Source organism: Streptomyces graminilatus (assembly GCF_001418565.1).
Lineage (GTDB): Bacteria > Actinomycetota > Actinomycetes > Streptomycetales > Streptomycetaceae > Streptomyces > Streptomyces graminilatus.
Genome location: NZ_LIQQ01000401.1, coordinates 1 through 25,322, shown reverse-complemented (window position 1 = coordinate 25,322; position 25,322 = coordinate 1). Strand labels below are relative to the sequence as shown.

Annotated in this window: 4 protein-coding genes and 1 pseudogene; 3 read left to right on the top strand and 2 right to left on the bottom strand. The window is 72.9% G+C overall.

Annotated features, from left to right (window positions below; all coding sequences use genetic code 11):
* Positions 1-533 (top strand): annotated as a pseudogene (locus tag AOK08_RS30605) (glycosyl transferase, family 39); the annotation flags it as partial.
* Between the two features lie 82 nt (positions 534-615).
* On the opposite strand, the gene AOK08_RS30600 reads toward AOK08_RS30605, so the two are convergent.
* Positions 616-1,830, bottom strand: coding sequence for a cytochrome P450 (locus AOK08_RS30600; RefSeq protein WP_055532100.1), 1,215 nt, complete (start codon positions 1,828-1,830; stop codon positions 616-618).
* A gap of 203 nt (positions 1,831-2,033) precedes the next feature.
* Positions 2,034-3,260: a cytochrome P450 gene (locus AOK08_RS30595; RefSeq protein WP_055532104.1), complete on the bottom strand. Its 1,227-nt coding sequence runs from the start codon at positions 3,258-3,260 to the stop codon at positions 2,034-2,036.
* Between the two features lie 378 nt (positions 3,261-3,638).
* Between AOK08_RS30595 and AOK08_RS30590 the strand changes: the two genes are divergently transcribed.
* Positions 3,639-15,710 carry a type I polyketide synthase gene (locus tag AOK08_RS30590; RefSeq protein ID WP_055532098.1) on the top strand — a complete coding sequence of 4,024 codons (12,072 nt, stop codon included), beginning with the start codon at positions 3,639-3,641 and terminating at the stop codon, positions 15,708-15,710.
* Positions 15,711-15,861: 151 nt separating this feature from the next.
* Positions 15,862-25,322, top strand: a 9,461-nt coding sequence (locus tag AOK08_RS46690; RefSeq protein ID WP_198539443.1) for a type I polyketide synthase, incomplete at its 3' end; no start/stop codon positions are given.

Below are 25,322 nucleotides of genomic sequence, written 5' to 3'. Positions count from 1 at the left end.
GGATCCGCGCCTGGTCCGCGGCCGTGGTGTATGTGCTGTCGGCGGCGCTGGCGGCCCAGGTACTGCCGGTCTACCCGGTCTCCCGGCTGACCCGGCCCTCCGCGGACCGGCTGGCGATGGAGAGCGTGGGCTGGCCCGACCTGTCCCGCGCGGTGGCCCGCGTCCACCGCGAACTGCCCGCGGACAAGCGCCGCCGGGCCCTGCTGATCGCCGACCGCTACGACCAGGCGGGCGCACTGGACCGGTTCGGGCCGGCACTCGGCCTGCCCCGGCCCTACAGCGGTCACCGCGGCTACTGGTATCTGCGCCGGCCGTCCGACGACTCGGCACCCGTCGTCTTCGTCGGCGCCGACGCCCGCTATCTGCGGCAGTTCTTCACGAGCGTGCGCAGACGCGGCACGGTCACCAACGCGGCCGGGGTGCACAACATCAACTGGCTTGCCCCGATATGGATGTGCGAGGGGGCCCGTCAACCGTGGCGCACCATGTGGCCGCGCTTCTACCACCTGGGCGACAGCGTGAACGGAGAGTGAGCCGCCGGGCATGACGAAACCGCGGGCCGTCCCTCACCGGGACGGCCCGCAGCCGGGTTCTCCTTCGGCTGTGCCGCCCGGATCAGCCCCAGGTCACCGGCAGCTCGTACACGCCGTAGTGCATGGCCTTGTCGCGCAACGGGACCTCCTGGGCCGCAACCGCGAGCCGCAGGTCCGGGAAGCGGTCGAACAGCTTCTGGAAGCCGATGCGCAAGGTCGCCCGCGCCAGATGCTGCCCCAGGCACTGGTGGATGCCGAAACCGAACGCCAGATGGCGGCGGGAGGGACGCGTCACGTCGAACGTCTCCGGGTTCTCGAACTGCTCCGGGTCCCGGTTGGCGGCGGGCAGCGACAGCACCACCGTCTGTCCGGCCTCGATGGAGCGGCCACCCACCTCCACATCCTCCAACGCGGTCCGGCTGGCCCCCATGTGGGAGATCGTCAGATAGCGCAGCAGTTCCTCCACCGCCCGCTCCATCAGCTCCGGCTCCTCGCGGACCTTCGCCAGCTGCTCCGGGTGCTCCAGCAGCGCGAACGTGCCGAGGCCCAGCATGTTCGGAGTGGTGTCCAGCGCACCGCCGATCATGATCCAGGCGATGTTCCTCATCTCTTCCTCGGTCAGCTCGCCGGTCTTCACCAGCTTGCCGAGCAGCTTGTCGCCGGGCTCGGCGAACAGGTCCTTGACGATCCGGGCCAGCGTCCGGTCCAGCGCCGTGTTGTGCTCGATGAACTCCTCGAGCGTGTAGTCGATCCGCATGATCGCCGAGAAGTGCTTGTCCAGTTCGGCGATGTCCTCCTCCGGAACACCCATCACCGAGTGCAGCGACCGGTACACGACCTTCTCCACGAACACCGGCAGCAGGTCCACCGGCGGTTGAAGTCCGGCCATCTCCTCCAGCACGTCGTCGATGATCCCGGCCAGGGTCGGCTCGTACTCCTGGATCCTGCGGACCGTGAAGAAACCGGTCAGCAGCCGCCGGTAGTGCGTGTGGTCCGGCGCGTCCATCCGGACGAACGACCCCGGGCCCGACGGCTGCGGTTCGTACTTCTCCACCTCGAACGGCGGCGACGCCACCAGCGCGAGCAGTTCGGCGCGGTGGCTGAACCGCGGATCGGTCATGATGGCCCGCACGTCCTCGTGCCTGGTGACCAGCCAGCCGTCCTTGCGGCCCGGTGCGATGTCGAACGCGACCGGGCTGATCGGGTCCTCCTCGCGCAGCCGGCGGTACTCCGGAGCGGGGTCGAAGGGGCAGGTGCGGTCGGTCGGGATGACGGGTGGTTTCGGCTCGTAGGCCATGGATCCTCCGTGGGGTTCCGTGCCGCCCGCGGGCGGCGAAGTGGGGACCGGGCCCGGCGGACCGGGTCACCGGCAGCCCACCGCCGGCAGTGCGGTACGGCCGCGTTCGTGGCTGGGTTCCGCGTCGGGGCGGCAGGTTCGGTCCGTGTCGGTACGGGGCGGTCCGGGTCGGTTCGGCTCCGCCGCCCGGCTCGGTGCGTGCCTCAGGCCCGGCGGACCACGAGCGGCAACTGCCGCAGGCCGAAGACGTTGACGCGGTTGTCGAAGTAGGACAGCGCGCTGTCACGGTCGACCCGGATGTCGGCGTAGCGGTCCAGCATCAGGTTGAGCGCTATCTGCCCCTCCATGCGGGCCAGCGGGGCACCCAGGCAGTAGTGGATGCCGTGGCCGAAGGCGAGCTGCTTGGCGTTGGGCCGGCCCGGCACGAAACGGTCCGGCTCCAGGAAGACCCGCTCGTCACGGTTGGCGGACAGCAGCCACAGGTACACCATCGTGTCCTCCGGCACCTTCTCCCCGGCGATCACCACCGGCGCCGTCGGAACCCGTTCGATCTTCAGGAAGGGCGGCCGGCAGCGCAGCACCTCTTCGGTGAACGCCGAGATCTTCGTACGGTCCGCCCGCAGATCGGGGAGCAGATCCGCTTCCTGATCCAGCGTCAGCAACATGTTGCCGAGCAGTACGGCGGTGGTGACATGACCCGCGAGCAGCAGCAGCGCCGCGAAACTCACCACGTCCTCGTCGTCGAGGCTCTCCCCGTCGACTTCGGCACGCACCAGCAGACTCATCAGATCGTCGTGCTCCCGGGCGCGCCGCTCGGCGACATGCTGCCGCAGATAGTCGCCCAGCTCCTGCACCGTCGTGCCGAGGATCTCGGCGCCCTCCGGGGTCTCCCAGTTCACGGTGAGCAGATTGTCCGCCCACACCTGGAACAGATGACGGTCCGACGGCGGCACGCCGAGCATGGAGGAGATCACGATGACCGGCAGCGGGTTGGCGAACGCCTCCACCAGGTCGAACCGGACGACGCCGTCACCGTCGGCGGTCGCGTCGATGCCGTCGAGCAGTTCGTTGGCCACCTCGGTGATCCGCGGAGCCAGCTCGTTGATCATCTTCGCGGTGAAGACCTTGCTCACCAGCCGCCGCAGCTTTCCGTGCCGCGGCGGATCCAGCAACAGCAGTGTGCCGCCGGGCGGTTGCTGCTCGCCGCCCGACAGCCGGCTCACGGAGTCCGACGAGAACGCCGCCGGGTCGGCGGTGATCCGCTGGACGTCCTCGTGCCGGAACACGTGGTAGCGGCCGGCGGGATCACGCCACACCGGCTGCTCGTCGCGCATCCGCCGCAACCAGGCCAGCAGCGTCGCACCGCCGTCGAGACCCACCTCGGGCGGAGCGGACACCTCGGGACCGGGAGGAGCGGGTACGGCTGTCATCTGGAGACCCCTCTCGTAGGGCAGGCCGCTCGTGGGGCAGGCCGCACACACAAGGCGGGCCAGGAGCGGGTTCCAGCGCAGCACGGCCGGGGAACGGAGGGCCACTCATTCCGCGCAACTCTAGGGATTTGCCGGTGCCCGACGGAGCGTCAGCCGTGCCACGGCATCTAGGGGATCCCTCAGAGTCGGAGGTCAAGCGGCCATCGACGGCTCCGACGCCCGCAGACTTGACCGCGTCGGAGGTGTTCGAGGAGGCCATGCGGTCCGCGTGGGTGCCGGAGCCGGAGGAGATCGGTCGATGTCCACCGTTCCGGGCCCGGCGGGCTTGCCCCCGGTCACATCCGCCGTCGTACGCGACCCGAGCCTGGAGGCCGAGCTGTGAGCGAAGACCGCCTGCGGGACTATCTGAAGCGGGTCACCGCCGACCTGCACCGCTCCACCACCCGAGTGCGCGAGCTGGAGGCCAAGGACCGCGAACCGATCGCGGTGGTCTCCATGGCCTGCCGCTACCCGGGCGGGGTGCGCACCCCCGAGGACCTGTGGCGGCTCGTCGCCGACGGCACCGACGCCATCACACCGTTCCCCGAGGACCGCGGCTGGGACGTCGACGCGCTGTACCACCCGGACCCCGAGAACCCGGGCACCTGCTACACCCGCGAAGGCGGCTTCCTGCACGACGCCGCCGACTTCGACCCGGACTTCTTCGGTATGTCGCCGCGCGAGGCCCTCGGCACCGACCCGCAGCAGCGGCTCCTGCTGGAACTCTCCTGGGAAGCCCTCGAACGGGCCGGGATGGCCCCGGCCACCCTCAAGGGCAGCGCCACCGGCGTCTTCGTCGGCGTCATGTACAACGACTACGGCTCCCGCTTCGACGTACCGCCACCGGGCCTGGAGGGCTTCGTCGGCAACGGCAGCGCGGGCAGCATCGCCTCCGGCCGGGTCGCCTACACCCTGGGCCTGGAGGGCCCCGCGATCACGGTCGACACGGCCTGCTCCTCGTCGCTGGTCGCCCTGCACCTCGCCGTACGGGCACTGCGCTCGGGCGAATGCTCGCTGGCACTGGCCGGCGGCGTCGCCGTGATGTCCACCCCGGTCACCTTCACCGAATTCAGCCGCCAGCGCGGACTCTCCCCGGACGGCCGCTGCAAGTCCTTCGCGGACGCCGCCGACGGCACGGGCTGGGGTGAGGGAGCGGGTCTCGTCCTGCTGGAGCGGCTGTCCGACGCCCGGCGCAACGGCCACCACGTCCTGGCCGTGATCCGCGGCAGCGCCGTCAACCAGGACGGCGCCAGCAGCGGACTCACCGCACCCAACGGACCGTCCCAACAGCGGGTGATCCGGGCGGCGTTGGCGAGTGCCGGGCTCTCCACGGCGGACGTGGACGCGGTCGAGGCGCACGGCACGGGCACGACGCTCGGTGACCCGATCGAGGCGCAGGCACTGCTGGCCACGTACGGCAAGGGCAGGGACCCCGAACGGCCCTTGTGGCTCGGCTCGTTGAAGTCGAACATCGGGCACACGCAGGCCGCCGCCGGTGTGGCCGGTGTGATGAAGATGGTGCTCGCGATGCGGCACGGTGTGCTGCCGCGCACCCTGCACGTGGACGCGCCGTCCTCGCATGTCGACTGGTCCGCGGGCGAGGTGGACCTGCTGGCCGAGCCGAGGGAATGGCAGCGCCAGGAAGGCCGGCCCCGCCGTGCGGGCGTCTCCGCGTTCGGGGTCAGCGGCACGAACGCGCATGTGATTCTCGAAGAGGCCGATGAGGTTGCCCCCGTGGCGGAGGAGGTCGCGGAGCCGGCCACCGATGGCGGGGTTGTGGTGTGGCCGCTGTCGGCGCGGGGAGAGGACGCTCTGCGGGCGCAGGCGGCACGGCTGCTGGAGACGGTGGACGCTTCGGCCGGTTCCCCGGCCGACACGGGGTTCTCCCTCGCGGTGACGCGGTCGGTGTTCGAGGACCGTGCCGTGGTGGTGGGTTCCGGCATCGACGAACTGCGTGCCGGACTGGCGGCGCTCGCGTCGGGGACGGCGCACGCGCGGGTGGTCCGGGGCTCGGTGAAGCGCGGGCGTACGGCGTTCCTGTTCGCGGGTCAGGGTTCGCAACGGCTTGGTATGGGACGGGAGTTGTACGAGACGTACCCGGCCTTCGCGGCGGCTTTCGACGCGGTGGACGCGGAACTGCCGTTCGGTCTGCGGGAGGTGGTGTTCGGTGACGACGCCGAGCTGCTGAACCGTACCGAGTTCGCCCAGCCCGCGCTGTTCGCGCTGGAAGTGGCGTTGTTCCGGCTGCTGGAGTCGTGGGGCGTCCGCCCGGACGTACTGGCCGGCCATTCGATCGGTGAGATCGCGGCTGCCCATGTCGCGGGTGTGTGGTCGCTGACGGACGCGTGCAGGCTCGTCGTCGCGCGTGGCCGACTGATGCAGGCGCTGCCTTCCGGTGGTGCCATGGTGGCGGTGCAGGCCTCCGAGGACGAGGTACTGCCGTTCCTCACCGATCAGGTGGGTGTCGCGGCGGTGAACGGGCCGCGGTCCGTCGTGGTCGCCGGGACCGCCGACGTCGTGGAGGGCATCGCCGAGCACTTCCGTGAGCAGGGGCGCAGGACGACGGCGTTGCGGGTGAGCCATGCCTTCCACTCCCCGCTGATGGAGCCGATGCTCGCCGAGTTCCGGGTGGTGGCCCAGAGCCTGTCGTACGAGCGGCCGACACTCCCTCTGGTCTCCACCGTCACCGGTGAGGCCGCCACCGCCGAGGAGTTGACGTCGCCGGAGTACTGGGTCCGGCACGTGCGCCGAACCGTCCGCTACGCCGACGCCGTCCGCACCCTCGCGGACGAGAACAAGGCGACGCGCTTCGTCGAACTCGGCCCCGACAGCACCCTCACCGCGCTCGCGACCGCCCTGCTCGAAGACGACCGGCATGCCCTGACGCCGGTCCTGCGCAAGGACGGTTCGGAGGCGGCCGACCTGCTGAGTGCCGTCGCACTACTGCACGCGCACGGGCACAGCCCGGACTGGGCCGCTCTGTTCCCCGGCGCCCGGCACGTCGAACTGCCCACCTACGCCTTCCAGCGACGCCGGCTGTGGCTCGACCCGCTCCCCGGTGGACGCCGGGCCGTCGGGCATCCGCTGCTGGGCGCCTCGGTGACCCTGGCGGACTCCTCCGCGGTGGTCTCCACCGCCCTGCTCTCCGTCCGCAGCCACCCCTGGCTCGCCGACCACGCCGTGACCGGCACCGTGGTGCTGCCGACGGCCGCGTACCTGGACTTCGCGCTGCATCTCGGGGGCCGGGTCGGCTGCGACCACGTGATCGAACTCGGCCAGGAGCAGCCGCTCGTCCTGGGCGGTACGGACTCCGTCGAGGTCCAGGTCGTGCTCGACGGTCCCGGCGAGGACGCGACCAGGCCGTTCGCCTGCTACTCCCGGCCGGCGGCGCCGATCGGGGCGGACTCGACGGACGGCGCCGGGGCGGAGCGGCCGTGGACGTGCCACGCCCGTGGTGTCCTGGCGGCGAGCGGGCGCGCACCGGCTCGGCAGGAGCATCCGGACCAGGACGACACCTGGCCGCCCACGGGTGCCCAGGCCGTCGACGACCTCGAAATCGAACAGATCTATGCGGAGTCGGCAGAGCAGGGGCTGCACCACGGTCCCGCCTTCCGAGGGCTCGGATCGGTGTGGCGGGCCGAGGGCGAAGCGTACGCCGAGATCACCGTGCCCGAGGAGTTCCGGGCCGACGCGCTGCGGGCCGCTCTGCACCCTGCCCTGCTGGACACCGCCCTGCACATGGCGCCGGTGCTCGGTCACCCGGCCGGGTTCGCCGTGTCGTGGTCGGACTGCACGCTGTACGCGGCATCCGTGGACGTACTGCGTGTCCGGATGCGGACGTCGCCGGACGGCCGGCTGCGGCTGGACCTGGCCGACGAGTCCGGGGCTCCGGTCGCCTCCGTCGGAGCCGTCACCCTCACCTCTGCGGCAGAGCTGTCCCTGCCTGCCGTGTCCCCGGCCGGTGATGACCTGTTCACCATCGAGTGGGTCGAACTGCCGGTCGACACAGGGTCCGTGGACGAGCCCGTGGTGGCTGTGTCGGGTGCCGGATCCGTCTCCGGATCCGTCTCCGGGGACGCGGCCGGCTTCCCGGACGTGCGCACCCTTCTCGACGCCCTCGACGACCCCGCCGCGACCGTGCCGGACCTCGTCCTCGTGCCCTCGCGCGGCGACGGCACGGAGCTGCCCGCCGCCGTCCACGAGTCGACCGCCGCCGCCCTCGAACTGCTGCGGCGCTGGACCGCCGAGGAGCGGACCGCCGCCGCGCGGCTGGTCGTGGTGACGCGGAACGCGGTGGCCGTCCGGCCCGGTGAGGCCGTGGGCGATCTCTCCGCCGCAGCCGTACGCGGCCTGGTGCGCTCCGCGCAGTCGGAGAATCCGGGCCGGTTCCTGCTCGTCGATGTCGATGGTGACACCGACACCCCCATGGACGCCCTCACGGACAGCGAGGCCTTCCTCGCGTCCGTCAGGGAAGCCGTGCGCGGTGGGGAGACGGAGATCGCGCTGCGCGCGGGCCGCACCTGTGCTCCCAGGCTCGGCCGATACCGCCCGGACGCCGCACTCGCGCCCGTACCCGACCCTGGGCGGACCACACCCGACCCTGGGCGGACCCTGCCGGCCCCGAAGCCGACCGTGCTGCACCCGGAGCGGACCGTGCTGATCACCGGGGCGAGCGGTACCGTCGCCGCTGCGGTCGCCCGGCATCTGGTCTCCGCGCACGGCGTACGGCATCTGCTGCTCGCGAGCCGGCGCGGACCGGACGCCCCCGGTGCCGCCGAACTCCGCACCGAACTGGAGCAGGCGGGCGCCGAGGTGACCGTCGCCGCGTGTGACGTGGCGGACCCGGACGCGCTGGCCGGCCTGCTGGCCGCCGTACCGCCGGAGCATCCGCTCGGTGCCGTGTTCCACGCCGCCGGTGTGATCGACGACGGCGTGCTGCCGACACTCACCCCCGAGCGGCTGTCGGCCGTGCTGCGGCCCAAGGCGGACGCGGCGGTCCATCTGGAGCGGCTGACACGCGGCTCGGACCTGTCGGCGTTCGTCCTGTTCTCATCGGCCGCCGCCACCTTCGGCGGACCCGGCCAGGGCAACTACGCCGCCGCCAACGCCTTCCTGGAGGCCATGGCCACCACACTGCGGGCACAGGGCCGGCCCGCGCTCGCCCTCGGCTGGGGCCTGTGGGCCGAGGACAGCGGCATGACGGGCGGGCTCGGCGACGCCGACCGCACCCGGATGGCCCGCTCCGGCATCGCGCCCCTGCCCACCGCCGACGCACTGAACCTGCTCGACCTGGGGCTGGCACAGGGCCGCCCGGTGCTGCTGCCGGTCCGCCTGGACATGACCGTCGCCCGTGCCGCCACCACACCCACCCGGCCCCTGCTGCGCGACCCCGCGGGCATCGCGCGCCGCACCACGGGTGCCACCCGGCCGGGCGGACGCATGGCCCGGACCCTGGCCGCGCTGCCGGAGGCAGAACGGCCCGGTGCCGTCCTGCGGTTGCTCCAGACGGAGATCGCCGCCGTCCTCGGCCACCCGGCCGGCGCCCCGGCCGCCGATCCCGAACGGGCCTTCCGCGACCTGGGGTTCGACTCACTGACCGCGGTCGACCTGCGCAACGCGCTGGAGCGCCGCACCGGTCTGCGGCTCGCACCCACCCTCGCCTTCGACCACCCCACCCCGGCCGCGCTCGCCGCCCACCTGCTGCGTTCCCTGCCGACCGACCGACCGCGCGCCCTCGCCGCAGCCCGCACCGGCCCCATGAACGCCACAGCGCACACCGGAGCCGACGAACCCGTCGCCATCGTCGGCATGGCCTGCCGGCTCCCCGGCGGCGCCGACACCCCCGAACTGCTGTGGGACCTGCTCGCCTCCGGCCGTGACGGTCTCACCGACTTCCCCGACGACCGCGGCTGGGACCTCGCCGCCCTCTACCACCCCGACCCCGACCACGAAGGCACCAGCTACACCCGCACCGGTGGATTCCTCGCCGGCGTCGGTGACTTCGACCCCGGCTTCTTCGGGATCTCGCCGCGCGAGGCGCTCGCCATGGACCCGCAGCAGCGGTTGCTGCTCGAAGTGTGCTGGGAGACGGTGGAGCGCGCGGGCCTCGACCCGCGGTCGCTGCGCGGCTCCCGTACCGGTGTCTTCGCCGGCACCAACGGCCAGGACTACACCACCCTGTTGCAGAACTCCGCCGAGGACATGGGCGGCTACCTGGGGACCGGCAACGCCGCCAGTGTCGTCTCCGGGCGCATCTCCTACACACTCGGCCTGGAGGGCCCCGCCGTCACCGTCGACACGGCCTGCTCCTCCTCCCTCGTCGCCCTGCACTGGGCGGCACGCGCGCTGCGTGCGGGGGAGTGCGACCTGGCGCTCGCGGGCGGCGTCACCGTGATGTCCACACCCGCGGCTTTCCTGGAGTTCAGCCGACAGCGCGGGCTCGCGCCGGACGGGCGCTGCAAGGCGTACGCGGAGGGCGCGGACGGTACCGGATGGGGCGAGGGCGCCGGAATGCTGCTGGTGGAGCGGCTCTCCGACGCCCAGCGCAACGGGCACCGCGTCCTCGCCGTGGTCCGGGGCAGCGCCGTCAACTCCGACGGCGCCAGCAACGGACTGACCGCCCCCAACGGACCGTCCCAGGAACGGGTGATCCGGGCCGCGCTGGCCGACGCCCGGCTCACCCCGGCCGATGTGGACGCCGTCGAGGGACACGGCACCGGCACGGTCCTGGGCGACCCCATCGAAGCGCAGGCACTCCTCGCCACCTACGGGCAGGAGCGGGATCACCAACGGCCGCTGTGGCTCGGTTCGGTCAAGTCCGCCATCGGGCACACCCAGGCGGCCGCGGGAGTCGCCGGTGTCATCAAGACGGTACTGGCGCTGCGTCACGGCGAACTGCCCCGCACCCTGCACGCCGACCGGCCCTCCCAGCACGTCGACTGGACATCCGGCGCCGTACAACTGCTGACCGAACCCCGGCCATGGCAGCCGGAGCCGGCCCGTCCACGGCGCGCCGGAGTCTCCTCCTTCGGGTTCAGCGGGACGAACGCCCACGTCATCCTGGAAGAGGCCCCGCCCGCGTCGCCCCCGGCGCCCGCCCCGGTCCCGGCGGATTCCCCGCCCACGATCTCCTGGCCGCTCTCCGCCCGCACCCCCGAGGCGCTGCGCGCCCACGCCGGGCGGCTGCTCGACCACGCGCACCGGTACCCGGACCTGTCCGCCCTCGACCTCGGCCACTCCCTGGCGACCACGCGCCCCGCCTTCGAGCACCGGGCCGTGCTCTTCGGCACCGAACGGGACGAGTTGCTCACCGAGCTGTCCCGGCTCGCCACGGGTGACCCGCGACCCGGTGACGCAGAGGGGCCCGGGGCCGCCGCGCGAGCCGGCCGCACCGCCTTCCTGTTCACCGGTCAGGGCTCCCAACGCCCCGGCATGGGACGTGAGTTGTATGCCGCGTTCCCGGTCTTCGCCGAAGCCTTCGACGAGGTGTGCGCGCACTTCGGCGCCGATGTCCTCGATACCCCACTGCGCGAGGCCGTCCTCGGCGACGCCGGAGAGCTGCTGCACCGCACCGGATACGCCCAACCGGCCCTGTTCGCACTGGAAGTGGCTCTGTACCGGCTCGTCCGCCACCTCGGCGTGACCCCCGACCACCTGCTCGGCCACTCCATCGGCGCCCTCGCCGCCGTGCACGCCGCCGGTGTCCTCTCCCTCCCCGACGCCTGCGCGCTGGTGGCCGCCCGCGCCAGGCTCATGGACGCGCTGCCCGACGGCGGTGCCATGGTCGCCCTCCAGGCCACCGAGGAGGAGGTGCTGCCGCTGCTCGACGGGCGGGAGCACCAGGTCGGTGTCGCCGCCGTCAACGGCCCCCGGTCCGTGGTGATCTCGGGTGAGGAGGCCGCCGTACTCGACCTCGCCGCGGAGATCGAGGGCCTCGGCCGCCGCACCAAGCGGCTGAGCGTCAGCCACGCCTTCCACTCGCCGCTGATGGAGCCCATGCTCGGGGACTTCCGCAAGGTGGCCGCCACACTGGACTACCACGAGCCCGGCATCCCCGTCGTCTCCGACGTCACCGGCCGGCCGGCCACCGCCGACGACCTCCGTTCCCCGGAGTACTGGGTCCGCCAGGTACGCCAGGCCGTACGGTTCCACGACGCCGTACGGAGTCTCGAAGACCTCGGCGTGAGCCGGTACCTCGAGATCGGCCCCGACGGCACCCTGACCGCGCTCGCCGCCGACTCCCTGACAGCCCCCGCGGGTGCCGCCACGGTCGCGCTGCTGCGCCCCGGCCGGGACGAACGGGACAGCCTGCTCGCCGGACTGGCCCGTGCCCACGCCCACGGCGCGGACGTCGACTGGAGCGCCACCATGGGTGGCCACGGAACGGTCGTCGACCTGCCCACCTACCCGTTCCAGCGACAGCGCCACTGGCCCGCCACCCGAGGCCGAAGCGCGGGCGACCTCGCCGCGGCGGGCGTCTCCGACGCCGGTCACCCGCTGCTCGGCGCCCGCGTCGACCTCGCCGACAACGGCGGCCATGTCTTCACCAGCCGGCTCTCCGTGCACGACCAGCCATGGCTCGCCGACCACGCCATCGGCGGCACCGCCGTGCTGCCCGGCACCGCCCACCTCGAACTGGCACTGCTCGCCGGGGAACACATCGGCTGCGGCCGGGTCGCCGAACTCACCCTGGTGGAACCGCTGTCGCTGCCACCAGGGCAGGCCGTCACCCTCCAGCTGCGGGTCGGCGCGGCGGACGCCGACGGCAACCGTCCACTGGGCGTACACGCACGCCCCGCGGACGGGACCCCCGACCGACGCTGGACTCTGCACGCCGACGGCATCCTGGCCGCCGACGCGCGCCCCGACGACGCCGCCGGGGCGAGGGCCCCGCTCACCGCCTGGCCGCCCGTCGGCGCCGAACAACTCCCCGTCGACGACACCTATGACCGCCTCGCCGAGGCCGGGTTCGGATACGGTCCCGTCTTCCAGGGCCTGCGCGCCGCCTGGCGGCTCGGCGACGACGTGTACGCCGAGATCTCGCTCCCGGAGCAGGCACGGACCGACGCTCCCCGCTACGGGCTGCACCCCGCGCTGCTGGACGCGGCCCTGCATGCCACCGCCTTCCTGCCGATGGACGACTCGGTGCCCGGACGGCTGCCGTTCTCCTGGCGGGACGTGACCCTGCACGCCACCGGCGCCGACACCGTACGGGTGCGGCTCACACCGCGCGGCGCCGAGGCCGTCGCCCTGGAGGTCACCGACACCGCGGGCCGGGCCATCGCCTCCATCGGCTCCCTCACCCTGCGGGCGATCGACCCGCAACGGCTGCACACCCGGCCCGACCGAGGTGCGGGAGATCTGTTCCGGCTCCACTGGCAGCCGCAGCCGACACCCGCCTCGGACGGCCGGTCCGCGGACCGGCCGCATCCGGGCACCGGCACGCCGACCGTCCTGGGCGATGCCGCGGGGCGGGAGTTCGCCGCGCGGCTCGCCGAGGCCGGCGTGACCGCCGACCTTACCGAGGCCGCCGACCTCACCGCCCTGGCGGCCGACGTGGAGCGGAGCGGGAGCGCCGCGCCGGGAACCGTCCTCGCCGTCGTACCCCGCGAGACCACCTCGCTCGAACAGGCCGGACACTCGGCGGCCGAGCACGCCCTCATCCTCGTACGGCAGTTGCTGGCCGAGCGCGGCCTCGACGGGACCAGGCTGGTGCTGCTGACCCAGGACGCACTCGCGCCGGCCTCGTCCGGGGGAACGGGTGTACGCAACCCCGCGGCAGCGGGCGCCTGGGGTCTGGTCCGCTCCGCCCAGTCCGAACATCCCGGCCGATTCGGCCTCGTGGACATCGACACCGGCACCGGCGGCCACGCCCCTTCACCCACCGCGGCCTCACTCGGCGCGCTGCCCGCCGCGCTCGACCGGGCCGAGCCTCAACTGGCCCTGCGCGAGGGCACGGTGCATGTTCCCCGCATCACCCGCACCGAGCCCGGCGCCACCCTGCGGACACCGGACACCTTCACCGGAGCGGTGGCCCGTACCGGATCCGGACCGGCGTGGCGGCTCGACATCGTCCGCAAGGGCACCCTCGACGGACTGGAACTCGTTCCCGCCCCGGAGGCCGAACGCGCCCTCGGCGACGGCGAGATCCGGATCGCGGTCCGCGCGGCCGGCGTCAACTTCCGTGATGTCCTCAACGCGCTCGGTATGTACCCGGGCCCGGCCCGTGACTTCGGCCTCGAAGGCGCCGGCGTGATCACCGAGACCGGCCCCGGCGTGACCGGATTCGCCGTCGGCGACCGGGTGATGGGCATGTTCCCCGCCGCGTACGGGCCGGTCGCGGTCGCCGATGTCCGCACGGTCGCCCGGGTCCCGGAGGGATGGACGTTCGCGCAGGCCGCGGCCGTGCCCATCGTCTTCCTCACCGCGTACTACGCCCTCGTCGACCTGGGCGGGGTCACCCCGGGCCAGTCCGTCCTCGTCCACGCGGCGGCCGGCGGTGTCGGCATGGCCGCCACCCAGCTCGCCCGCCATCTCGGTGCCGAGGTGTTCGCCACGGCCGGGCCCGGCAAGTGGGACACCCTGCGCGCCGCGGGACTGGACGACACGCACATCGCCTCGTCCCGCGATGTCTCCTTCGAGGACGCCTTCCGTGCCGCCACCGGTGGCCGCGGTGTCGACCTCGTCCTGGACTCGCTGGCCGGGGAGTTCGTCGACGCGTCACTCCGGCTGCTGCCGCGCGGCGGCCACTTCCTGGAGATGGGCAAGACCGACGTCCGCGACTCCGAAGACGTCGCCGCCCGCCACCCGGGCGTCCGCTACCGGGCGTTCGACCTCATCGAGGCCGGCCCGGACCGCATCGGCGAGATGCTCACCGCGCTCGTCGACCTCTTCGAGACCGGGGTGCTCACCCCGCTGCCGGTAACCCCGTGGGACGTACGCCGCGCCCCGGAGGCGTTCCGGTACATGTCGCAGGCCCGCCACATCGGCAAGGTCGTGCTCACCGTCCCCGCTCCACTGGATCCGGACGGCACCGTCCTGATCACCGGGGGCACCGGGGGCCTCGGCACCCTGCTCGCCCGGCACCTTGTCACCGAACACGGCGTACGCCGTCTGCTGCTCGCCGGACGCCGTGGCACCGCGGCCCCCGGCGCCGAGGAACTCGCGGTCGAACTCGCCGAGCTGGGAGCCGAGGTACGGATCGAGGCGGTGGACCTCGCCGACCGTGTCCAGGCCGCCGCACTCCTCGACTCCGTGCCGGACCGCCACCCGCTGACCGCCGTCGTGCACGCGGCCGGTGTCCTCGACGACACGGTCGTGGAGCGGCTCACCCCCGAGCGGCTGCACGCGGTACTGCGGCCCAAGACGGACGCCGCCGTCCATCTGCACGAACTCACCCGCTCCCTGGACCTGTCGGCGTTCGTCCTGTTCTCCTCGGTCGCGGGCACCCTCGGTGCCCCCGGCCAGGGCAACTACGCCGCGGCCAACGCCTTCCTCGACGCGCTCGCCGAGCACCGGCGCGCGCAGGGCCTGCCCGCCCTGTCCCTGCCGTGGGGCCCCTGGTCCCAGGCCACCGGGATGACCAGCGGCCTCACCGACGCCGACATCCGCCGGATGGAACGCGCCGGACTGCCGCCGCTGGCGCCGAAGGAGGGTCTGGCGCTGTTCACCGAAGCCCTGGACCAGCCGGACGCCGTACGGCTCCCGCTGGCGGTGGACACCGACCGGCTCGGCGCCGAGGGCCCCGTGCCGCCGCTGCTGACGGGCCTGGTCCGCACGCCCGCCCTGACCCGGCGTCGCGCCGACGACCGGGCGGCGACACCCGGTACGGGCGGCACGGGCACCGCCTCGCTCGCCGCCGAACTCGCCGGGCTCGGCGGCTCCGACCGACGGCGGAGGCTCGTGGAGGAGGTCTGCCACCAGGTCGCGGCCGTGCTGGGGCACGCCTCGGCGGCCCGGCTCGACCCGGACCAGTCCTTCAAGGAACTCGGCTTCGACTCGCTCACCGCCGTCGAACTGCGCAACCGCATGAACACCGCCACGGGAGTACTGCTGCCCGCGACCCTGGTGTTCGACCACCCGACCCCTGCCGTGCTCGCGGACCATCTGTACCGGAAGCACTTCGCGGAGCACCTCACGGGAGGTGCGGATCCCGTACCCGCCGGCGCGACCGAGCAGGACGAAACGGTCATCCGCGCACTGCTGAACTCCATACCCATCGACAGGTTCCGCGAGTCCGGGCTGCTGGCCGCGCTGATGGAGCTGGCTCCGGCCGCCGGCAGCGCCACCATCGCCCCGGCGCCGGCCGTGGACGACGCCCGCGACGTCGGCGGTTCGACCGTGGACGACGTGGATGTCGACGACATGGACGTGGACGACCTGGTCCGTATGGCGCTGGGCGCCGACGACTGAGCTTCCGCCGTCCGCACTCCTTCCGTTCCTTCCGTTCCCTCCGTTCCTTCTGTCCGTCCGTACCCCTGCCCCCCGTCCGGTCCGTCCGGTCTCCTTCCTGCCCGTCCAGCGCTTCCGCGTCCGATGCGAAGCGCGAAGTGTGGAGCTGAGCATGTCCTCCGAAAAAGTCGTCGAAGCCCTCCGCGCCTCGCTCCGGGAGAACGAGCGGCTGCGCAAGCACAACCAGCGGTTGCAGGACGCGATGACGGAACCAGTCGCCATCGTCTCCATGGCCTGCCGCTGGCCGGGTGGAGCCGGGACCCCCGAGGACTTCTGGCGGCTCCTGGCCGATGGCACGGACGCCGTGGCGGACTTCCCCACCGACCGCGGCTGGAACCTCGACGAACTGTTCGAGCACGACGCCGGCGGCAGCGGCAGCGCCACGAGTCAGGGCGCCTTCGTGCACGGGGCGGACCGTTTCGACGCCGACTTCTTCGCCATCTCGCCGCGTGAGGCCTTGGCCATGGACCCGCAGCAGCGGCTGCTGCTGGAGGTCGCCTGGGAGGCCGTCGAGCGGGCCGGCCTCGACCCGCGCTCGCTGCGCGGCAGCAGCACCGGGGTCTTCGTCGGCGCCAGCAACCAGGAGTACGGCTCCGGACTGCGCGAGATCCCCGAAGGCGTCGAGGGGCACATCCTCACCGGCAACACCGGCAGCGTCGTCTCCGGGCGGGTCTCCTACACGCTGGGCCTGGAGGGCCCCGCGATCACGGTGGACACCGCCTGCTCCTCCTCCCTGGTCGCCCTGCACCTCGCGGTGCACGCGCTCCGTTCCGGCGAGTGCTCGCTGGCGCTGGCGGGCGGTGTCGCCGTGATGTCGACGCCGGGCGCGTTCATCGAGTTCAGCCGTCAGGGCGGCATGGCCGGCGACGGCCGCTGCAAGCCGTTTGCGGACGCCGCCGACGGCACCGGCTGGGGCGAGGGCGCGGGTCTGCTCCTGCTGGAGCGGCTGTCCGACGCGCGTCGCAACGGGCACCGGGTGCTGGCCGTCGTGCGCGGCAGCGCGGTCAACCAGGACGGTGCGTCGAACGGCCTGACCGCGCCGAACGGACCGTCCCAACAGCGGGTGATCCGGGCGGCGTTGGCGAGTGCCGGGCTGTCGCCGGCGGACGTGGACGCGGTCGAGGCGCACGGTACGGGGACGACGCTCGGTGACCCGATCGAGGCGCAGGCACTGCTGGCCACATACGGACAGGATCGCGAACACCCCCTGCTGCTGGGGTCGGTGAAGTCGAACATCGGGCACACGCAGGCCGCCGCCGGTGTGGCCGGTGTGATGAAGATGGTGCTCGCGATGCGGCACGGCGCACTGCCGCGCACCCTGCACGTGGACGCGCCGTCCTCGCACGTCGACTGGTCCGCGGGCCGGGTGAAGCTGCTGGACGAGCAGCGGGAGTGGTCCCGCGTCGAGGGTCGCCCGCGCCGGGCGGGGGTGTCGTCGTTCGGGATCTCCGGCACGAACGCGCATGTGATCCTCGAAGAGGCCGATGAGGTTGCCCCCGTGGCGGAGGAGGTCGCGGAGTCGGTCACCGATGGCGGGGTTGTGGTGTGGCCGCTGTCGGCGCGGGGCGAGGACGCTCTGCGGGCGCAGGCGGCACGGCTGCTGGAGACGGTGGACGCTTCGGCCGGTTCCCCGGCCGACACGGGGTTCTCCCTCGCGGTGACGCGGTCGGTGTTCGAGGACCGTGCCGTGGTGGTCGGTTCGAACGCCGACGAACTGCGACGGGGACTCGCCGCGTTGGCGTCGGGGACGGCGGACACCCGTGTCATCCGGGGGTCCGTGGAACGAGGGCGTACGGCCTTCCTGTTCGCCGGACAGGGATCCCAACGACTCGGCATGGGCCGGGAGTTGTACGAGAAGTATCCGGTGTTCGCCGAGACGTTCGACGAGGTGGACGCGGAACTGCCGTTCAGCCTGCGGGAGATCGTCTTCGGTACTAACGCCGAAGCACTGAACCGGACCGAACACGCGCAGCCCGCCCTGTTCGCCCTCGAAGTGGCGTTGTTCCGGTTGCTGGAGTCGTGGGGTGTTCGTCCGGATGTGCTGGCCGGTCATTCGATCGGTGAGATCGCGGCTGCCCATGTCGCGGGTGTGTGGTCGCTGACGGACGCGTGCAGGCTCGTCGTCGCTCGTGGCCGGTTGATGCAGGCGCTGCCTTCCGGTGGCGCGATGGTGGCGGTGCAGGCGTCCGAGGACGAGGTACTGCCGTTCCTCACCGACCAGGTGGGTCTGGCGGCGGTCAACGGGCCGCAGGCGGTGGTGGTTTCGGGTGCCGCTGACGGTGTGGAGGGCATCGCCGGGCACTTCCGTGGGCAGGGGCGCAGGACGAAGGCGCTGCGGGTGAGCCATGCCTTCCACTCCCCGCTGATGGAGCCGATGCTCGCCGAGTTCCGTGCGGTGGCGGAGAGCCTGTCGTATGCGCGGCCGAGGTTCCCCGTCGTCTCCACCGTCACCGGTGAGGCGGCGACCGCCGATGAGCTGATCTCAGCGGAGTACTGGGTACGACACGTTCGCCGGACCGTCCGCTTTGCCGACGCCATCGGCGTCCTCGCCGGCCAGAACGTCACCCGCTGCCTCGAACTGGGCCCCGACGGCACCCTCACCGCTCTCGCCACGGCCCTGCTCGACGAGGACGGGTGTGTCCTGACCCCGGCCCTGCGCAAGGACGGTTCGGAGGCGGCCGACGTGCTCAGTGCCGTCGGCGTGCTGCACGCGCACGGGCACAGCCCGGACTGGACCGCGCTGTTCCCCGGAGCCAAGCACACCGAACTGCCCACCTACGCCTTCCAGCGGCACCGCTACTGGCTGGCGGACGCCGCGTCCGACCCGGAGGACGGCGGGACGAACGCGGTCGACTCGGTGTTCTGGTCGGCCGTGCAACGAGGCGACGTCGGGGACCTCGCCGACCGACTGGGGCTCGACCACGACGTCCTGGCACCCGTCCTGCCCGCCCTCACGTCCTGGCACCACGACAGTGTGCGGCGTGCCACCGCCGCCTCCTGGCAGTACCGGGAGACCTGGACGCCGCTGGAGTCCCCGGCGGGTTCCCCGGCCGGGATCTGGCTCGTGCCGTTCTGCTCCGGCGACCCGGAGGCGGCGGACACGGCCGCGGCTGTTGTGGAGGCGTTCTCCGCCGCGGGAGCGCGGACGGCCCCGCTGCCCCTGGCCGAGGACGTTGACCGCGCCGGGATCACGGCCGGGATCGTCGCCGCCGCACAACGCGATGACACCGTCCACCTGTTCTCCCTGCTCGCCCTGACCGAAACACCCCACCCGCTCCACCCCGACGTCCCCCTGGGCCTGCATCTCAACACCCTGCTCGTGCAGGCGCTCGCCGAGACGACCGGCAGCCGGGTGAAGCTGTGGGCGGCCACCCGGTCCGCTGTCTCCGTCGGTGCCGCCGACCGCCTGACCCGTCCGGTTCAGGCGACCACCTGGGGCTTCGGCCGGACCGTGGCCGTAGAACACCCCGAACTGTGGGCCGGGCTCGTCGATCTGCCCGCCGGCCCGGACCAGCGGGCGCTGGCCCGGCTCGCGGCGCTCGTCGCGGAGCCCGGTGACGCGAGCGAACTGGCGGTCCGGGACTCCGGCGTCTTCGCCCGCCGCCTCCTCCGCGTCACCCGCGACGGCGCACGGTACAGCCCCGGACTGCCGCTCACCGGAACGACGTTGATCACCGGAGGCACCGGCGTCATCGGTGCGCGGGTGGCCCGGCACCTGGCCCGGGAGGGTGCCGAGCATCTGCTGCTCGTCAGCCGGAGCGGGCCCGACGCGAGTGGCGCCGACGACCTGCGGCGCGAGCTGGAGCAGTCGGGCGCGCAGGTCACCATGGCCGCCTGCGACCCCGCCGACCGGGACGCCCTCGACGCGCTCCTCGCCACCGTCCCGGCCGACCGGCCGCTGACGGCAGTGCTGCACGTGGCGGGCGTCCTCGACGACGCGCCGATCGCCGCGATGGACGCCGATCGCTATGCCACCGTCCTGCGGGCCAAGCTCCGCGCGGCCGTCAACCTGGACGAGGCCACCCGCGACGCCGGGCCCCTTGCGGCCTTTGTGCTGTTCTCGTCGATCGCCGGTGCGCTCGGCTCGGCGGGACAGGCCGGTTACGCGGCCGGAAACGCCTTCCTCGACGCACTCGCCCGCCAGCGCCGCGCCGCCGGGTTCGCCGCCACCTCCGTCGCCTGGGGCCCCTGGGCGGGCGGCGGCATGGCCGACGACCCGGCGGTGCTGGCCCGGCTGCGGCGAGGTGGCCTGACCCCCATGGAGGCCGAACCGGCGCTCACCGCACTCGGGCACATCCTTGCCCACGCAGACACCTGGGCACTGGTCTGCGACGCGGACTGGGCCAGGATCGCCTCGGGACGGCGCGGACTGCCCGGTGGCGCACTGCTGAGCCGTATCCCGGAAGCCGCACGGGCCACCGCCTCGGCCGCCGACGACACGGAGACCGGCTTCGGACCCCATGGGCGCGACGGCGGGCTGCGTGCCCGGCTCGCCACGCTGGGCGCCGCCGAACGACGGCAGTTGCTGCTCAAACTGGTACGCGGCAGCGCCGCCGCCGCGCTCGGTCATCCCACGGCCGAGACCATCCAGCCGACCCGTGCCTTCCAGGACTGCGGCTTCGACTCGCTGACCGCGGTGGAACTGCGCAATCTGCTGGCCGCGGCGACCGGCCTCGTCCTGCCGACGACCCTCGTCTTCGACCACCCGACGCCCCTGGCCCTCGCCGACCATCTGATCGGCGAACTCGACGACGGAATCCTTCCCACCACACACCGTGCCGGCACCACCGACCTGGTCCCGGCGGGCGGCGGCATCGCCGACGACGAACCGATCGCCATCGTCGCCATGGCCTGCCGGCTCCCCGGCGGGGTCACCTCGCCCGAGGAACTGTGGGACCTCCTGGCAGCCGGCGGCGACGCCATCTCCTCCTTCCCGGCCGACCGCGGCTGGGACCTCGGCGCGCTCCACGACCCCGACTCGCTTCGCCCCGGGACCAGTTACGTCGACGAGGGCGGCTTCCTGTCCGCCGCGGACTCCTTCGACGCCGCCTTCTTCGGCATCTCACCCCGCGAGGCGGTCGCCATCGACCCGCAGCAGCGGCTGCTGCTGGAGGTCTCCTGGGAGACCGTCGAGCGGGCAGGCATCGATCCGCACGCCCTGCGCGGCAGCCGCACGGGACTGTTCGTCGGCTGTGGACACCAGGGCTACGGTGCCGCGCTCACGGACGTTCCCGACGACGTACGCGGCCATTTGCTCACCGGCGGCGCGGCGAGCCTCGCCTCCGGGCGCGTATCGTACGCACTCGGCCTGGAGGGCCCCGCGGTCACTCTCGACACCGCGTGCTCGTCGTCGCTGGTCGCCCTGCATCTGGCCGCGCAGTCGCTGCGGGCGGGTGAAGTCGACCTGGCGCTGGCCGGCGGTGTCACCGTGATGTCGACCCCCGGGGCCTTCGTGGAGTTCTCGCGGCAGCGGGGTCTCGCCTCGGACGGGCGGTGCAAGGCGTTCGCGGAGGCCGCGGACGGCACCGGGTGGTCCGAGGGTGTGGGCATGCTGCTGGTGGAGCGGCTGTCGGACGCGCGTCGCAACGGACACCGGGTGCTGGCCGTGGTGCGGGGCAGCGCGGTGAACCAGGACGGCGCGAGCAATGGTCTGACGGCACCCAACGGTCCGTCCCAACAGCGCGTGATCCGGGCGGCGTTGAAGGGCGCCGGGCTCACCCCGGCCGATGTCGACGCGGTCGAGGCGCACGGTACGGGTACGACGCTGGGCGACCCGATCGAAGCGCAGGCACTGATCGCCACGTACGGACAGGACCGGGCCCCCGAACGGCCGCTGTGGCTGGGCTCGTTGAAGTCCAACATCGGTCACACCCAGGCCGCCGCCGGCGTCGCCGGAGTCATCAAGATGGTGCTGGCCATGCGGAACGGCGTACTGCCCCGCACCCTGCACGTCGACACCCCGTCCTCCCACGTCGACTGGACCGCGGGCGACGTACACCTGCTCACCGAAGCCCGGGACTGGGCGCGGGACGAGGACCGGCCGCGCCGGGCCGCCGTCTCCGCGTTCGGACTCAGCGGCACCAACGCCCACGTCGTTCTCGAGGAACCACTCCCCGCTGACACCCCGGAACCCGCGCCCGCCCCGCGGCCCCCGACGCCGGTCGTGCCGTGGCCGGTCTCCGCCCGCAGCGGCGAGGCCCTGCGGGCGCAGGCCGCCCGACTCGCCGAACACCTGGAGAAACACCCGGAGTTGGACCCCGAGCAGCTCGCCCGGCTCGGACACGCCCTCGCCGTCTCCCGGTCCGCGTTCGAACACCGCGCCGTCGTCATCGGAGAGGACCGCGACACCCTCCTTACCGCCCTGAAGTCCGTCGGCCGGGGCGAGCCCTCGACCGCGGCGACCGTCGGTTCCGTACGGTCCGAACGGAGCCTCGCGTTCCTCTTCGCGGGCCAGGGGGCACAGCGGCTCGGTATGGGCCGCGACCTGTACGAGGCCTTCCCCGTGTTCGCGGAGACCTTCGACGCCGTCTGCGCACATGTCGACACCGAGCTCGAACTGCCGTTGCGCGACGTGGTGTTCGGCGACGACGAAGCGACCCTGAACCGCACCGAGTTCACCCAGCCCGCCCTGTTCGCCTTCGAAGTCGCCCTCTACCGGCTCATAGAGGCGTGGGGCGTCCGCCCCGACGTACTCGCCGGACACTCCATCGGCGAACTCGCGGCGGCGTACGTGGCCGGGGTCTGGTCACTGGAGGACGCCTGTCGACTGGTCGTCGCCCGCGGCCGGCTGATGCAGGCGCTGCCCGAAGGCGGCGCGATGGCGGCGGTGCAGGCATCCGAGGAGGAGATACTGCCGCTGCTCGCCGGACGCGAGACCGAGGTCGGGATCGCCGCCGTCAACGGTCCGCGGGCCGTCGTCGTCTCCGGCACCGAGGACGGCGTCGTGGAGATCGCCGCCCACTTCGCTGCCCTGGGCCGCCGCACCAGCAGACTGCGGGTCAGCCACGCCTTCCACTCCCCGCTGATGGAGCCGATGCTGCGGGACTTCCTGCACGTGGCGGAGAGCCTCGAGTACCACCGTCCGCAGATCCCGATCGTCTCCGACGTCACCGGCAACCTGGCCGACCCGGCGGAACTGTGCGTGGCAGGTTACTGGGCGGCCCACGTACGCCAGCCCGTACGCTTCGCCGACGACGTGCGCCGCCTCGACCAGCACGGCGTCACCCACTACCTCGAAATCGGCCCCGACGGCACACTCACCGCACTCGCCCGCGTCTGCCTCGACGACATCGACGGCATCGACGACAATCCGGCCACCGGCAATGGCCCCCTGCTCACCCCCACCCTGCGCAAGGACCGCTCGGAGATCCCGAGCCTGTACGGTGCCCTCGCCCGGCTGCATGTCGATGGCGTCGATGTCGCCTGGTCCCCGGCATTCGGCACCGTGTCCTCCACCCTCGCGGTCGAGTTGCCCACCTATGCCTTCCAGCACGAGCGCTACTGGCTCGACCAGGGCACCGCGACCGCGGACGGAGCGGCCACCACGTCCACCAGGACCGCCGCCGACACAGTCGACGACCGCTTCTGGGAGGCCGTCGAGTGCGAGGACGTCGACGCGCTGACACAGGCGCTGGGCCTCGACTCCGAACAGATCGGCGCGGTCGTACCCGCGCTCGCGTCCTGGCGGAAGCGGCGCCAGCAGCAGACCGCCGTCGACAGCCTGTTCTACCAGGTGGGATGGAAGCCCGCGGCGACGGAACCCGCCGCGCCCCAACCGGCCGACTCCCGCTGGCTGCTGTGCCTTCCGAACGACCCGAACGACCCGAACGACCCGGGTACCCCTCCCACAGTGGTCACCACCGTCATCACCGCACTCGGCGGCCCCGACAAGGTCGTCACCGTCACCGGCGCCGGCCGCATGGATCGCGCCGCGCTGGCCGACCGGCTGCGCGAGACGGCGGCGGGGCTGCCCGTCGCCGGCGTACTCGTCCTCACCGGCCTCGCCGGAACAAACCCCGAGGGTCTGCCGCTGGGCCCGGCTGTTGTGGCTGTGGTGTTGCAGGCGTTGGGGGATGCGGGTGTCGGTGGCCGGTTGTGGGTGCTGACGCGGGGTGGTGTGTCGGTGGGCCGTTCGGACGGTCCGGCCGATCCGGTGCAGGGTGCGGTGTGGGGTCTGGGCCGGGTGGCGGCGTTGGAGTATCCGGATCGTTGGGGTGGTCTGATCGACCTGCCCGAGACGCTGGACCGGCGCGCCACCGCCCGGCTCACCGGTGTTCTGCTGGGTGGCGGCCCCGAGGACCAGGTTGCCATCCGCCCGTCCGGCCTCCTCGGCCGCCGCCTCGAACGCGTCTCCACCACCGGCGAGGACGCCGACACGGGAACTGCCTGGCGTCCGCGGGGGACGGTACTGATCACGGGTGGTACGGGTGCGTTGGGTGCCCGGGTGGCCCGTTGGGCCGCGGCCGAGGGCGCCGAACATCTGGTGCTGCTCAGCCGTCGTGGTTCCGATGCGTCCGGTGCGGCGGAACTTCGGGACGAGCTGGTCGCGTTGGGTGCGCGGGTGTCGTTGGTCGCGTGTGACGCGGCGGACCGTGAGGCGTTGGCGGTGGTGCTGGCGGAGTATCCCGTGGACGCGGTGGTGCATACGGCCGGTGTGCTGGACGACGGTGTCATCGACGCGTTGTCCCCGGAGCGGTTCGACGTGGTGATGCGGGCCAAGGCACTGGGCGCGCTGCATCTCGACGAACTGACCCGCGATCGCGACCTGGACGCCTTCGTCGTCTTCTCATCGATGTCCGGCACCATCGGCACTTCGGGACAGGGCAACTACGCTGCGGCGAACGCCTTCCTGGACGCGCTCGCGGAGCGGCGCCGGGCGGCCGGGCTGCCCGCGACCTCGATCGCCTGGGGCCCCTGGGCAGAAGGCGGCATGGCTGACGAAGAGGTCGTGGCCTGGCGTATGCACCGGGGTGGCGTCCTCCCGCTCCAGCCGGCCCTCGGTGTCCTGGCGATGCAACGCGCCGTCGGCGCGCGCCGGCCCGCCGTCATGGTCGCGGACATCCACTGGGGCGAGTACGCGCCACCGTTCACGATGACGCGTCCGAGCCCGCTGATCGAGTCGCTGCCGGAAGCGCGCGCGGCCGTCGAGGACGCCGGCGCCGCCTCCGAGCGGTTCGGCCGGGGCGACGGTTCCGGACTGCGCGACCAGCTCACCGGCCTGACCCCCGCCGAGCAGGAGCGCGTCCTCCTCGAAGTGGTCCGCCTGTGCGCGGCCGGTGTGCTCGGCTACGCCGGCGCGGACGCGGTCCCCGCCGAGCGGGCCTTCCGCGACCTGGGCGTCGACTCCCTCACCGCCGTCGAACTCCGCGGCACCCTCGCCATGACCACCGGTGTCCCGCTGGCCGCGACGGTGGTCTTCGACTACCCGACCCCGATGGCCCTGGCGCGGTACCTGCGGGGGCAGTTGCTGGGCGGGGTGAGCGAGGCCGAGACGGCGCTGAGCGAGCCTGTGTCCGCGGCTGTCGGGGACGATCCGGTGGTGATCGTGGGGATGGCGTGCCGTTTCCCGGGTGG

Bases quoted from the DNA above. Each gene is read 5' to 3' on its own strand.
- AOK08_RS30600 (WP_055532100.1), bottom strand. From the start codon at position 1,830: ATGGCCTACGAGCCGAAACCACCCGTCATCCCGACCGACCGCACCTGC.
- AOK08_RS30595 (WP_055532104.1), bottom strand. From the start codon at position 3,260: ATGACAGCCGTACCCGCTCCTCCCGGTCCCGAGGTGTCCGCTCCGCCC.